The following is a 13,187-nucleotide window of genomic DNA, read 5'->3' as shown; positions in this document are numbered from 1 at the left end:
CAAGCGGCTGCTGACCGTCGGCACCGACTGTGCGCTCGGCAAGAAATATACAGCGCTGGCGCTACATCGTGCCTTCGTGGCGCGCGGCCTCGAAGCCGATTTTCGTGCGACCGGCCAGACGGGCATCATGATCGCGGGCGGCGGCATGCCGATGGACGCGGTGGTGTCGGATTTCGAGGCGGGGGCGGCGGAGATGCTGAGCCCCGACGCGCCGGACACGCATTGGGACGTGATCGAAGGGCAGGGGTCGATCTTCAACCCGGCCTATGCGCCGGTGTCGCTCGGCCTGCTCCATGGCAGCCAGCCCGATGTGTTTGTCGTGTGCCATGATCCGACGCGCAGCGTGATCCTCGGCATGGAAAGCTTTGCCTTGCCATCTTTGGAGGAGGTCATCGACATGACGATCCGCCTCGGCAGCCGGACCAATCCCGCGATCCGCTGCGGCGGGGTGAGCTTCAACACGTCGAGTTTTGACGCCGACGCGGCCGAGGCGCTGATGGCGGCCGAACGCGATCGCCTCGGCCTTCCCGTCGCCGATCCAATCCGCGGCGGCGCTCCGTTCGACGCGCTCGTCGAAAGCATTCTCGCGTGAGTGTGGGCGAGACGGGCAGCGGGTCGAGCTGGTTCCAGCGCTACCTGCTGCCCGGTTTTGCGCTGAAGGCCGTGATCATCGGCGGCGGCTATGCCACCGGGCGCGAACTGGCCGAATATTTCGTGCCGTCGGGGCCATGGGGCGGGCTGTCCGCGATGCTGCTCGCGACGCTGATCTGGAGCGTCGTCGCGGCGCTGACCTTTGCGCTCGCGCTCAAACTCGGCGCCTATGATTATCGCAGCTTTTTCAAGGGGCTTCTTGGCCCCGCCTGGATCGCGTTCGAGATCGCCTATATCATCTTCGTCGTCCTGATCCTTGCGGTGTTCGGCGCCGCGGCGGGCGCGATCGGTGCGGCAACCTTCGGCTGGCCCGAACTTGCCGGCGTGCTGCTGCTCGCCGTATCGATCGTCGCGGTCACCGCATGGGGCACCGGCGTGGTCGAGCAGATGTTCAAATATGTCTCGATCCTGCTCTACGCCGTCTACGGCCTCTTTCTCGTTCTCGCGCTCGCCAGCTTTGGCGGGCTGATCGGGCAGGGCTTCGCGAACGCGCCCCCGCCGTCGGGCAACTGGATGGCGGGCGGGCTCACCTATGCCAGCTATAATATCGTCGGTGCGGTGGTGATCCTGCCCGTGCTGCGGCACCTCAGGCACCAGCGCGACGCCGTCGTCGCCGGACTGATCGCGGGGCCCCTGTCGATGCTGCCCGCGATCCTCTTCTTCGTCGCGATGATGGCCTTCTATCCCGCGATCGGCGACGAGACCTTGCCCTCGGACTTCCTGCTCCGCCAGATGACGGTGCCGGGTTTCCACATCCTGTTTCAGGTGATGATCTTCGCCGCATTGCTCGAAAGCGGCGCGGGGTCGGTGCATGCGATCAACGAGCGTATCTCGGGCGCGATCGAGAGCCGCGGCCGGCCGCCGCTCTCGACCGGCGCGCGCGCGATCATCGGCGCGGTGATTCTCACCGGCTGCATGTTCGTCGCGGGCGAGATCGGCCTCGTCGACCTCATCGCGAGCGGATACCGCTTCCTCGCCTGGCTGTTCCTCGCGGTGTTCGTCCTGCCGCTCGTCACCATCGGGACGTGGCGCCTGCTGCGTCCGTCCACCGCTCCCCATATGGAGGCCTTGCCATGAAACGCCTGCTTGCCCTGTCGCTGATGCTGTCGGCCGCCGTGCCCGCATGGGCCGAACCGCCCGCTGATATCGGCGAAAGCGTCGAGGTGCTGCGCAAGAAGGTCGGCGCGGCGGGCGTGTCGATCGCGATCGTCGAGGACGGCAAGACGACGCTCTCTCGCGGCTGGGGCGTGCGCAAGATCGGCGAGAGCGCACCGGTCGACGAGCAGACGATCTTCCAGACCGGCTCGACCGGCAAGGCGATGACTGCCGCCGCGCTTGCGATCCTCGTCGACGAGGGCAAGATCGCGTGGGACGATCCCGTCATCAAGCATATGCCCTGGTTCCGCATGTATGACGCGTGGGTCACGCGCGAAATCACGATCCGCGACCTGCTCGTCCATCGCAGCGGGCTCGGGCTCGGGCAGGGCGATCTGATGTTCGTGCCGCGCACGCACCTCACGCGCAAGCAGACCGCCGAACGCGTCGCGTTCCTGAAGCCCAAGACGAGTTTCCGCTCGGCTTATGCCTATGACAATATCCTCTATGCCGTTGCCGGCCAGTTGATCGAGGAAGTCACCGGGCAGACGTGGGAGGATTTCATCCGCGCGCGCGTGCTGCGTGCGGGCGGGATGAAGAATGCGACAAGCGACAGCGAAGACCGCTTCCGTATCCCCAACCGGTCGTGGCCGCACGCGCGGCTGTCGGGCGCGCTGCGCGGCCTCGGCCCGCAGGCGGCGCTCAACGAACGCGACGAACTCGGCCGCAACGGCGCACCCGCGGGCGGCCTTGCACTCAGCGCCGATGATATGGCGGCGTGGCTCAAGATCCAGCTTGCGCATGGCGCGCTGCCAAACGGCAAACGCCTGTTCAGCGAGGAACAGGCTGCCGAAATGTGGGCGCCCGTCACCCCAATGCCGATCAGCCCGCTGCCCGACCAGCTCAAGCCCGCGCAGCCGACGCAGCAGGCCTATGCGCTCGGCTGGCAGGTGCAGGATTATCGCGGCCACCGCATCATCCAGCACGGCGGCGGGGTGTTCGGTTCGATCACGCGTGTCGTGATGATCCCCGACAGGAATGTCGGCTTCGCGATCATGATGAACAGCGAGGACAGCGGCATGCTGCTCGGGCTCACCTACGATCTGCTCGATCATTATCTGGACCAGCCCGACTATGGCTGGATCCAGAAATGGGAGGATTGGTATCAGTCGCGGCTCGCGGGCGGCGTCGAATATCTGAAACAGGCAAAGGCGTCGCCGGCAAAGAGCGGTCCCTCGCTCGAACTGGCGCGCTATGCGGGCCGCTACCGCGATCCCTGGTATGGTGACATCGTGATCGGGCAGGCACCGACCGGCCTGACGATCGATTTCACCTCGACACCCCAGATGGCGGGGCGGCTCAAACATTGGCAATATGACAGCTTCGTCACCGATTTCGACGATCCGGCGATCGAGCCCGCCTATGTGACCTTCGCGCTCGATGCCGAGGGCAAGATCACCGGCGTGACGCTGAAGGCGGTGAGCAAGATTGCCGACTTCAGCTGGGACTATCATGATCTCGACCTGAAACCCGTGGAGGACAAGAAGTGAAGCGTTTCGCCATATTGCTGACTGCCACCGCGCTCACGGCCTGTTCGACAGGGGGAGACAAGCCGAAAGAAGCGGAGGCACCACTGCACAGCCGGATGCTCGTCCTCGACACCCATCTCGACACGCCGCTCCATTTCGAACGTGCCGGCTGGAGCTTCGCCGACCGCCACGCGCTCGCCGAAGACATGGCGCAGCTCGACATCCCGCGGATGAAGGACGGCAATCTCGATGGTGGCTTCTTCGCCATCTACACCGACCAGGGGCCGCTGACGACGAAGGGCTATGCCGATGCGCTCGCTTTCGCGCGCAAGCGCTCGGACCTGATCGATAGGACCATCGCGGCGAATGCGGGCACGATTGCGCCCGCGCTGACCGCGGCAGACGCGGTGCGGTTGAACAAGGAAGGCAAGCTCATTGCCTTCAAGTCGATGGAGAACAGCTATCCGCTGGGTGAAGACGTGTCGCTGCTCCAGGAATTCTACAAGAAGGGCCTGCGCCTTGCCGGGCCGGTGCACTCGAAGGACAACCAGTTCGCCGACAGCGCAACGGGCGAAGGGCGCTGGAAGGGCTTGAGCCCGCTCGGCAAGCAGTGGGTGGCCGAGATGAACCGCCTCGGCATCGTGATCGACGCGAGCCATTCATCCGATGCGGCGTTCGACCAGATTCTTGCGCTGTCGAAATATCCGATCCTGCTCTCGCACTCGAGCCTGCGCTCGGCGTTCGACCACCCGCGCAATCTCGACGAGGGACGGCTGAAGGCGCTCGCCGCGAAGGGCGGTGCGATGTGCATCTCGACGATCTTCATGTCGGAGATGAACATGTCGCCCGCGCGCGCCGAACTGTTCGGCAAATATGAGCATATCGGAGGAATGGCAGCCGCCGATCAGGCCGACCTCAACCGCAAATGGCGCGAGCTCGACAAGACCGAGAAGCTCTGGGCGGCCGATTTCGATGCCTATATGAAGATGGTGCTGCGCGCGATCGAAGTCGGCGGTGTCGACCATATCTGTTTCGGCGCCGACTGGGACGGTGGCGGCGGGCTGCCCGGTTTCGAGGATATCTCGGCGCTGCCCAAGGTCACCGAACGTCTGAAAGCCGCGGGTTACTCGGACACTGATATCGAAAAGATGTGGAGCGGCAACATCCTGCGCATCCTCGCTGCGCAGGGGAAATGATCGGGGCGGCGCCGGCGCTTTATCAGGGCCGGCGCTGGCGGGGATTTTCCTTCGCCGTGTCTTCCTCCGCCAGCATGGCAGCGGCCCACTCGTCGCTCTCGACGGCAGCTTCATAGGCGGCGAGGTGCGCGGGGCTGATTTCCAGCCACCGCGTCAGCTCGTCCCAGTCGTCGAACGCGGGGTCGGCGACGCGCATCGCCCATAGCCGGGCGGCTTCATTGAGTTCGGATTGATGCGTCGTCATGCCCTTCCCCTGTTATGCAGGGTCCTATGGCATGACGAAACCCGAACGCCTATTCCGTATTCAATTTTATCCGCAATTCGGCGAGCGTTCGATACGCCTTTTGCAGGTCCTTTTCGACCGAGCTCAGGCTCATGCCGAGCTCGCTCGCAATTTCGGCCTGTCCGACGCCGTCGAGGCGATAGCGGCGGAAGACATGATCGACCCGCGATCCCAGCGACGCGAGCGCCGCCTGCACGTGCTGCAATTGCTCGCGCGCGATCAGAATGCGTTCGCCGGCGGGTTCGTCTTCGGGCGCATCGCCAAGGCCCTGCCAGTCGAACTGCCGCTTCTCGCGGCTGATTGTTGCGCGGCGGATATCGCGCATATGATTTTCGGCAGCGCGAAAGAGATAGGACACGGGATCGGCCACCGGTCGCTCGGGCCCTGCGGCTATCTTCTGCCACAAATCGTGCAGCACATCCTCGGCGTCATGTGTCGCGCCGCGCGCGGCGAGGAAGCGCAGCAGCCTGCCGCGCTCGTTGAGGAGCGTCGCGTGCAGTCCGCTGGTTCCGGCTTGCGGTTCCATCCTAACGCGCTCCTTCGAGGCGGTCGTCGGACGCAGGCGCGCGGCGGCGGGCAAAATCCGAGACATGCGGCGCGGGATCGAAAGCCGCCACGCGAACCATGGGCGAGGTCGAGGGCGGGCCGAGGAGCGGGGCGGGGTCGGTCGCCCGGCCATGGACGCGCACTTCAAAATGCAGGTGGCTGCCCGTCGAACGCCCGGTCGATCCCATCAGCGCAATGGCTTCATGCTGGCCGACGCGCTCGCCCGGCCGGACAAGCAGGCGCGACAGATGGGCATAGCGGGTGCTGAGGCCGCCGCCATGGTCGATCTCGACCATCTGGCCATAGCTGCCGGCAAGCCCCGCAAAGGCGACAAGGCCGTCACTCGACGCCAGAATGGGCGTGCCGAGCGGTCCCGGGATGTCGAGACCATAGTGCATCCGTCCCACGCCGTGGACGGGATCGGCGCGATAGCCATAAGGCGACGACAGCCGCGGCATCGTCGTCCGGGGGGCGACCTCCCGCGGCGGGACAAATACCGGTTCGGGTTCGGGCGCCGACCAATCGGTCATCCGCTTTCGAAAGGCCTCGCTGTCGCCGCCTGGAAGGGTGGACTGCGCCGCCGCCTGGCCGATGCCGGTTACGCAGGCACAGCTTAGCGCAAGCAACGGATAAAAGGCGGAGCGTACGGGCATGCGCTAATAAGACGGAGCCCCTTCGGCGCGCCCTTGGTACGGCCCGCAAAAAAATAGTTTCGCGGAAATCCTTGCGGAACCGGGCGTCTCCCTTCGTCTCTGACCATAGCACTAGCCTTTCTGCATCGAAGGAGACGGAAGATGAATTCCACGGAACGTCGCATGCTCGACATGCTCAAAAAGGGTCGCGACCAATATGGCGTGGTTGCCATCAAGGCCGAGTTCGAGGCCGAAGGCACGCGTCCCGACGAGCTGCTTCGCCTGCTCGAACTGACCTGGCGCGCCGACCTCAAATTCGCGCTGAAGATCGGCGGGTGCGAGGCGGTTTCCGACCTCCATGCGTCGAAACTCTATGGCACCGACTATATCATCGCGCCGATGGTCGAGACGCCCTATGCGCTCTCCAAGTTCGTCGATGCGAGCAGCAAGGTTTATGGCGCGGAGCGCGACGGCACGCAGATGCTGTTCAACCTCGAAACCGAAACGACGCTTGCCAATCTCGATGCGATGCTCCCGCTCGCCGCGGGCGAGGTCGATGGCATCGTTTTTGGCCGTGTCGATTTCACCTTGTCGCGCGGCTTGCCGCGCGGTGCGATCAACGATCGCGCGATTACCGACGCCGTCCTTCGCGTAGCCGAGGCCTGCGCCGAGCGGGATCTCGAACTCGTCGTCGGCGGTTCGGTCGCGGTCGAGGCTGCACCGGCGCTGCGCGAGATCCGCACTGTGCGGCTCGATCGCTTCGAAACGCGCAAGGTCGTTTTCGACGGTGCCGCCGTTGAAAGCAAAGATTTCGAGGCGGGGATCGCTAACGCAGTGGCGTTCGAACTCGACTGGCTGAAGAACAAGCGCGACTATTATCGCAGCATCGCCGACGAGGATCTGGCGCGCATCCGCATGATCGAGGAGCGGAGTGCGGTCGCGAAGCGCGGGCATCTGGCGCGCGTCGCCGCGTAATCGCGCCATGGTTGGTGAAAAGGTTTCGATGCTGATGCGCGATGTCGCGGCCAGCGTGGTGATGCCGCGCTTCCGCTCGCTCGCGCCTGGTGAAATCGCCGAAAAAAGCCCCGGCGAGGTCGTGACGATCGTCGATCGCGAGGCCGAGGAACGGCTTTACGACGGCCTCGCCGCGCTGGGTATTGGTGCGCGCATTGTGGGGGAGGAAGCGGTGAGCCGCGATCCCGCCCTCCTGTCGCGCGTCGGCGAAGGCCAAGTCTGGCTGATCGACCCGCTCGACGGCACCGCCAACTTTGCTGCGGGGCGCTTTCCCTTTGGCATGATGATTGCGCTGGTTGAGGATGGAGAGCCCGTCGAAAGCTGGATTCTCGATCCGCTGAGCGGCCGCCTCTGTCACGCGCGACGCGGCGAAGGCGCGACCTGTGAAGGCCAGCCGGTGCCGTCGCGTAACGTGCGGCGTTCGCCACCGCGCGCCGCGCTCGGTTCGCATTTCCTGCCGCCCGAACGGCGCGCCGCGCTGCACGATTTCGCCGCGCGCACGCTCGACGTGCAGCCCGTGCCGCGCTGCGCCGCCGAAAGCTATGTCCGGCTGGTGCTGGGACAGGACGATGTCGCGCTGTTCCAGCGCATCCTGCCTTGGGACCATGCCGCCGGCGCGCTGTTCCTGACCGAGGCGGGCGGCAAGATCACCCATTGGGATGGTGCGCCCTATCGCATCGGCGCGTCCGGCAAGGGCGTGCTTGCGGCGGCCGATGCCGAGCTGTGGGGCATGGCGGCCGACTTGATTCTCGACCCGGCCGCAGGCCTGCTCGATCTGGAGGACAGTTTTTGATGATCAGGGGTTTGGCGCTGCTGGCAGCGGGATTGCTGGCGGCCTCCTTGCAGTTCGGCGTGCCGTCGGCGGCGCAACTGGCATCGCCGGTCGATGCCGGCGCGGGTCAGGGCGGTAGCGGACGCGGTGACATAGCGCAGCGCCGCGCGGCCGAGCAGATTGCGGTTCCGCCGGTCGATGTCCCCGCGATTGCCCCCGTCGTCCTCGACGGCGACATGCCGCAGCGTCCCGAGGGCGCGGGCATGGACCTTCCGCAAAAACCGGCCGTTATCGCGACGCCGCCCAGCGAGTTCGAAACTTATGTTTCGACCCTTGCGGGCCAGCCGCTGCGCCGCTTCGGATCCGAGCTTCTGCTCCCCTCCGCGCGCGATTTCACCGCACCGCCGACCACCGCGATCCCGCCCGACTATCGCATCAATCCGGGCGACGAACTGCTGCTCGGGATCACCGGGTCGGTGCAGGCGTCGGGGTTGCGCCTCGTCGTCGACAGCGAGGGGCGCATCTTCGTTCCGCGCGTCGGCGCGATCGCCGTCGGCGGTATCCGCTATGGCGACCTCCATGACGTGATCGAGCGGCAGGTGTCGCGCCAGTATCGCGGCTTCAACCTTGAGGTTGCGATCGGCCGCCAGCATGGCATCACCGTCTATGTCACCGGCTTTGCCGCGCGCCCCGGCTCCTATACCGCGAGCAGCCTGTCGACGCTGGTCAACGCGGTGCTCGCCGCGGGCGGTCCGGCGGCGGGCGGCAGCTTCCGCTCGATCCAGCTCCGCCGCGGCGGCCAGCTCATCTCCGATTTCGATCTCTACGACCTGTTGCTCAAGGGCGACAAGCGCGGCGACGCGGTGCTCCAGAACGGCGACGTCATCTATATCGCCCCTGCGGGCGAAGAGGTCGCGGTGATCGGCAGCGTCAACCGCGCGGCGATCTTCGAACTCGCCCCCGACGAAACGCTGACCGACGCGGTCCTGTATTCAGGTGGGGTGAACAGCGTCGCCGACAACAGCCGGCTGATGGTATTGAACGGTATGAGCGGTGCCGACGCGGGTTGGCGCGAAGTCTCCGCGACCGACGCCGGGACCACGAAAGCCCGGCGCGGCGACGTCGTGCGTGTCCTGTCGCAGGTCGGCATCGCGCGGCCGCTGCATCAGCAGCCGGTGCTGGTGACGCTGAGCGGCGAGGTGGCGCGCCCCGGCCGCTATTATGTCCAGCCCGGAACGCAGATGGCGGACGTCCTCGCCCAGGCGGGCGGGTTGACGCGTGAAGCCTTCCCCTATGCCAGCGTGATCACACGCGACAGCGTCAAGCATCAGCAGCGGCTGAGCTATGACCGCGCGATCGACGACGTCGAACTGCTGCTCGCGGCGCAGCCGGTGACGTCGGTCAATCGTGCCCAGCTTGCCCAGCCCGGCAATCTCGCGCTGATCAAAAATATCGTCGATCAGCTCCGCCGCCGCGAACCCGATGGACGCCTCGTTTTCGACTTGCCGGTCGACGCGGTCACGCTGCCCGGCGACCTGATCCTCGAAAACAACGATATCGTGCATGTCCCGGCGCGGCCGGTGACGGTCGGCGTGTTCGGCGCGGTGCCGAGCCCCGCCTCCTTCGCTTATCGGGGCGGTGCGACGGTCGAAGATTTCGTCAAATCGGCGGGCGGGATCCAGAAGATCGGCGACAAGGGCGAGATATTCGTCGTGCGCGCTAACGGCACGGTGCTCGCGGGCGGCAAGCGGGCGCTTCGTGCGCTGGCGCTCCCCGGCGACCTCGTCTATGTGCCGATCGATGCCGACCGCGGCGAGTTCTGGGCACGGCTGCGCGACATCACCGGCACCTTGTTCAGCGGGCTGGTGGGCGCCGCGTCGATCGCGGCGATCTCGAAATGAGTCGGGCCGACACCCTCCGGCAGCGCGCCGCGGCGTTCGTTGCCGAACCGCGCCTGCGCCGCCGCACCTATGCGCTGGCCGCCCTGATCCTCGCATTGCTGACCATCTTTCCGCAGCCCTATGTCGCGCGCGCGAAAGTGCTGCCGCAGGATAATAACAGCATCGGCCTCGGTTCGATGATGAATGCGCTGGGCGGGCAGCTGCAGGGCTTTGCGTCGCTGTTTGGCGGTGCGAAGCAGCAGACCGACATGTATCTCGCGGTCGGTCGCAGCAGCGAGGTAAGCGATGCGGTGATCCGCAAGCTGAAGCTCGTCGGGCAGGGCGGCTATGCGTCGGCGACCCGGGCACGGGTCGCGCTGGCGAAAAAGGTCGACGTCCATTCGCTGACCGGCGGAATCATCGAGGTCGAGGTCCGCACCCATGACGCGGACGAGGCCGAAGCGCTGACGCGCGCCTATGTCGGTGCGATCAGCGACCGCATCGTCGCGCTCGGCAAGGACCGCGTCGAGCGCAAGCGCGCGGTCGTGGCCGAGCGTTTTAAGGAAGCCGCCGAGCGCGTCGCGACCACCGAGACCGCGCTGAACGATTTCCGGCGCCGCAACCGGCTTGCCGAACCGCAGGCCGAACTCGGCGCCGCGCTGTCGGTACGCGCGGGGCTCGAGGCGCGGTTGCAGGCGAAGCAGGTCGAGCTCCAGACCTTGCAGAAATTCCAGGGGCCCGAAAATCCGCAATTGATGGCGGTCCAGTCCGAGGTCGCCGCGCTCCGCGCGCAGGTCGCGCGCAGCGCCGAGGCGGGTACCGGGCCCGCCGGCCCGAATGTCGCCGGCCTCAGCGAAGTGTCGGGCGAATATCTCGACCGCTATCGCGATTACCGTTTCGCGCAGGCGCTGTACGATGTCTACGCGCGCTCGTCGGAGGAAGTGGCGGTCGAAACGCTGGCCGGCGAAACCGCATCGAATGTGCAGGTCCTCGAAGCGGCGCGCCTCGATGCCGACCGCAAATATAATATCGCCGCGGCCGCGCTGCTCGTGCTCGTGATTCTCGCGGCGCTGTTCACCGAAATCTATGCACCGGCGACCGGCATCCGGCTGTTCCCGGCGCGCGGCAGGGATCCGACAGCGTGACCGCGGACGATGGCATCCCCGAACTGTCCGTCGTCATTCCCTGCTTCAACGAGGCGCAGAATGTCGCGGCAATCTGTGCAGCGGTCACGGCGGCGGCCGAAAGCCATGCCGAAAGCCACGAGATCATCCTGATCGACAATGGCTCGACCGACGGCACACGCTCGATCATGCGCAACCTTTGCGAGTCCGACCCGCGCATCCGCGTGATCTTCAACAACCGCAACTACGGCCAGATGCGCTCGCCGACCTATGGCCTCTACCAGGCCGAGGGCCGTGCGGTGGTCGGCATGTGCGCCGATTTCCAGGACCCGCCCGCCTTGATCGGCGAATTCATGCGCAAATGGCGCATCGGCGCGCAGGTCGTGCTCGGACAGCGGCGGTCGGAGCGCGCGTCGCCCCTTCTGCGCCTGGTGCGTTGGCTCGGCTACGGGTTCCTGCGGCGGTTCGGCGATTATCCGGTGATCCCGGGCGCGACCGGTTTCGGCCTGTTCGACCGCGAGGTGATCGACACGCTCGCCGCCTGGAACGAGCCCGAGCCCTTCTTCCGCGGCATGGTCGTCGAAAGCGGGTTCCGGCTGGTACTCGTCCCCTTCGACCGGCCCGAACGCGCGGCGGGCGAGAGCAAGAACGGCGTCGCAGCGCTCGCCTCCTTCGCGTTGTCGGGGCTCGCGGGATCGGCAAAATCGCTGCTGCGGCTACCCCTGTACCTCTCGCTTTACGTCGGCGTCGTCGCGCTTGCTTTGCTGCTTGCCGCCCCGGTTGCGCTGGTGCTGGATGGGCCCTTCTGGGTGCTGCTCGGTCTGGCGCTCGGCTTCGCGACCTTCGCGGTCTTGCTGCTCTTTCTCGGCCTGCTCGGCGAGCAGGTCCGCATGCTCGCCGAGCGTAGCCGCGGCGTGCCGCTGGTGATCGAGCAGGAACGGATCAATTTTCCCGCGGCGCGCAAGCAGCCCGCCGCGCGTACGCTCATCCGCCGCCCGTGACCGCGCCGCGCGCCCGCCTGTTGCCGCTCGCCGCGGAAATCCTGCTCGCGCTCGGCGTGGCCGCGAGCCTTGGCTGGACGCTGCGCTTTTTCCTTGAGTTCGGTTACTTGCCGCAGCCCTTCGTGTTCGACACCAACGACACATACATGGACTGGTTCAACACCGCCTATTGGGCCAATAATCGCGGCATCTACGACGTGTGGCGGAGCATCTATCCGCCGCTTTCCTTCGTCTTCCTCGACGCGACCAGCCTGCCGGGCTGCTATCTCCAGTCGCCCTTTTACGCGCGCGATTGCGACTGGCTGGCGCGTTCGACGATCCATGCTTTCTACGTGGTCGATGTCGTGCTCGCATGGATATGTTTCCGCCGCCTCGACCGCCGCACCGCGCCGATGCGGACGATCGCGATCGCGCTCGGCCTGCCGATGCTGTTCACGGTCGAACGCGGCAACCTGATCCTCGTCGCCTTCGCCTTCTTCATGATCGCGCACGGCCCCGTGACTGCGTCGAAGCCGTGGCGCTGGTTCGCCGCCGCGGTCACGATCAATTTCAAGCCCTATCTGGTACTCCCGATGCTCGCGCATGCGGTGAAGCGCGACTGGCGCCCGCTTGAGGCAGCCGGGATCGCGACGGTCGCGCTCTATCTCGTCACGCTCGCGCTGATCGGGTCGGGCACGCCGATGGAGCTGGCGTCGAACACCGCCAACTGGGTCGTCTTCCAGGGCGCGCAGGTGTGGAATGAAGTCAATTATTCGACCAGCTACGCGCCGTTCATGATGTTCCGCACGCTCGACATACCGCTGCTGCAATTCGTGCCGTCGCGGCTCGTCGAGACGATCGAATATCTGGTGCCGATCGTGATCCGCTCGACACAGCTCGTCGCGCTCGCCGCGCTCGCCGCGGCATGGCTCCAGCCGAAGGCGCTGCCGCTCCACCGCGTGTCGGCGATCCTGCTCGGCGTCTATCTCGTGACGCAATCTCCCGGCGGCTACACGCAATTGTTCCTGCTGTTCCTTGTCCTGATGGAGACATGGAAGGGCGCGGGGCCGATCCTAGCGATCGTCGCCGCCTATCTCCTCTGCCTTGTCGGCGACTGGCCGCTTGCGACCGTGCTCGACGTCACCAGCAACAGCTGGCTCGGCGATCGCACGGTCACCGCGAGCTTCGGCCTGACCGCCGGGCATTTCGTCCGGCCGGGACTGGTCGTCCTGATCGTCTGGGCACTGTCGCTCGACAGCATCGTTCGCGTCGCGCGCGCGCACCGGGTGGAGCGTCCGTCGCTCGGGTTGGTGCCGGCATGATCCTCGATGAAGACCTCGCCGCGATCGATGGCCAGCTCGCACCCTATTGGGACGGCCTCGATGGCGCGCGCATCTTCATGACCGGCGGCACGGGCTTCATCGGCCGCTGGATGCTCGAGGCGCTCGCGCGGTCGAAGAGCAATGCCGAGGTCGTGCTGCTCAG

Annotated in this window: 13 protein-coding genes; 10 read left to right on the top strand and 3 right to left on the bottom strand. The window is 66.1% G+C overall.

Annotated features, from left to right (window positions below):
• The 4 genes from VGD20_RS15760 to VGD20_RS15745 all read left to right on the top strand — a co-directional run.
• Positions 1-592: NAD-dependent epimerase/dehydratase family protein (locus VGD20_RS15760; protein WP_331135359.1), on the top strand; the 592-nt coding region annotated here is incomplete at its 5' end.
• Complete coding sequence (locus tag VGD20_RS15755) at positions 589-1,728, top strand: hypothetical protein (RefSeq protein ID WP_331135358.1); 1,140 nt, start codon at positions 589-591, stop codon at positions 1,726-1,728. The genes VGD20_RS15760 and VGD20_RS15755, both read left to right, overlap by 4 nt.
• Entirely contained in the window at positions 1,725-3,296 is a 1,572-nt protein-coding gene (locus VGD20_RS15750) for a serine hydrolase (RefSeq protein ID WP_331135357.1), read from the top strand. The genes VGD20_RS15755 and VGD20_RS15750 overlap by 4 nt, the downstream gene beginning before the upstream one ends.
• Positions 3,293-4,471: a dipeptidase gene (locus VGD20_RS15745; RefSeq protein WP_331135356.1), complete on the top strand. Its 1,179-nt coding sequence runs from the start codon at positions 3,293-3,295 to the stop codon at positions 4,469-4,471. Before VGD20_RS15750 ends, VGD20_RS15745 begins: the two co-directional genes overlap by 4 nt.
• 22 nt (positions 4,472-4,493) lie before the next feature.
• On the opposite strand, the gene VGD20_RS15740 is transcribed toward VGD20_RS15745, so the two are convergent.
• The 3 genes from VGD20_RS15740 to VGD20_RS15730 are packed head-to-tail and all read right to left on the bottom strand — an operon-like array spanning position 4,494 to position 5,830.
• Positions 4,494-4,715, bottom strand: coding sequence for a hypothetical protein (locus tag VGD20_RS15740; protein ID WP_331135355.1), 222 nt, complete (start codon positions 4,713-4,715; stop codon positions 4,494-4,496).
• A gap of 49 nt (positions 4,716-4,764) precedes the next feature.
• Complete coding sequence (locus VGD20_RS15735; protein WP_331135354.1) at positions 4,765-5,280, bottom strand: RNA polymerase sigma factor; 516 nt, start codon at positions 5,278-5,280, stop codon at positions 4,765-4,767.
• Position 5,281: 1 nt separating this feature from the next.
• The gene (locus VGD20_RS15730) at positions 5,282-5,830 is read right to left on the bottom strand and encodes a M23 family metallopeptidase (protein ID WP_331135353.1); all 549 of its coding nucleotides are present in this window, start codon (positions 5,828-5,830) and stop codon (positions 5,282-5,284) included.
• Positions 5,831-6,094: 264 nt separating this feature from the next.
• On the opposite strand from VGD20_RS15730, the gene VGD20_RS15725 reads away from it, so the two are divergent.
• The 6 genes from VGD20_RS15725 to VGD20_RS15700 are packed head-to-tail and all read left to right on the top strand — an operon-like array spanning position 6,095 to position 13,024.
• Complete coding sequence (locus tag VGD20_RS15725; RefSeq protein ID WP_331135352.1) at positions 6,095-6,907, top strand: aldolase/citrate lyase family protein; 813 nt, start codon at positions 6,095-6,097, stop codon at positions 6,905-6,907.
• Positions 6,908-6,935: 28 nt separating this feature from the next.
• Positions 6,936-7,739 (top strand): inositol monophosphatase family protein, encoded by an 804-nt coding sequence (locus VGD20_RS15720; protein ID WP_331135351.1) that lies wholly within the window; start codon positions 6,936-6,938, stop codon positions 7,737-7,739.
• Positions 7,739-9,619, top strand: a complete 1,881-nt coding sequence (locus VGD20_RS15715) for a polysaccharide biosynthesis/export family protein (RefSeq protein WP_331135350.1) — start codon at positions 7,739-7,741, stop codon at positions 9,617-9,619. The genes VGD20_RS15720 and VGD20_RS15715 overlap by 1 nt, the downstream gene beginning before the upstream one ends.
• Entirely contained in the window at positions 9,616-10,743 is a 1,128-nt protein-coding gene (locus tag VGD20_RS15710) for a capsule biosynthesis protein (RefSeq protein ID WP_331135349.1), read from the top strand. The genes VGD20_RS15715 and VGD20_RS15710 overlap by 4 nt, the downstream gene beginning before the upstream one ends.
• Positions 10,740-11,723 (top strand): glycosyltransferase family 2 protein, encoded by a 984-nt coding sequence (locus VGD20_RS15705; RefSeq protein ID WP_331135348.1) that lies wholly within the window; start codon positions 10,740-10,742, stop codon positions 11,721-11,723. The genes VGD20_RS15710 and VGD20_RS15705 overlap by 4 nt, the downstream gene beginning before the upstream one ends.
• Entirely contained in the window at positions 11,720-13,024 is a 1,305-nt protein-coding gene (locus VGD20_RS15700; protein ID WP_331135347.1) for a hypothetical protein, read from the top strand. Before VGD20_RS15705 ends, VGD20_RS15700 begins: the two co-directional genes overlap by 4 nt.
• Positions 13,025-13,187 lie beyond the last annotated feature (163 nt).

The organism is Sphingopyxis sp., assembly GCF_036402335.1.
Taxonomy (GTDB): domain Bacteria; phylum Pseudomonadota; class Alphaproteobacteria; order Sphingomonadales; family Sphingomonadaceae; genus Sphingopyxis.
This window is presented reverse-complemented; position numbering and strand designations above follow the sequence as displayed.

Coding starts and splice junctions, on each gene's coding strand:
- VGD20_RS15750 (WP_331135357.1), top strand. CDS start 1,725: ATGAAACGCCTGCTTGCCCTGTCGCTGATGCTGTCGGCCGCCGTGCCC.
- VGD20_RS15740 (WP_331135355.1), bottom strand. CDS start 4,715: ATGACGACGCATCAATCCGAACTCAATGAAGCCGCCCGGCTATGGGCG.
- VGD20_RS15735 (WP_331135354.1), bottom strand. CDS start 5,280: ATGGAACCGCAAGCCGGAACCAGCGGACTGCACGCGACGCTCCTCAAC.
- VGD20_RS15730 (WP_331135353.1), bottom strand. CDS start 5,830: ATGACCGATTGGTCGGCGCCCGAACCCGAACCGGTATTTGTCCCGCCG.
- VGD20_RS15725 (WP_331135352.1), top strand. CDS start 6,095: ATGAATTCCACGGAACGTCGCATGCTCGACATGCTCAAAAAGGGTCGC.
- VGD20_RS15720 (WP_331135351.1), top strand. CDS start 6,936: ATGCTGATGCGCGATGTCGCGGCCAGCGTGGTGATGCCGCGCTTCCGC.
- VGD20_RS15715 (WP_331135350.1), top strand. CDS start 7,739: ATGATCAGGGGTTTGGCGCTGCTGGCAGCGGGATTGCTGGCGGCCTCC.
- VGD20_RS15710 (WP_331135349.1), top strand. CDS start 9,616: ATGAGTCGGGCCGACACCCTCCGGCAGCGCGCCGCGGCGTTCGTTGCC.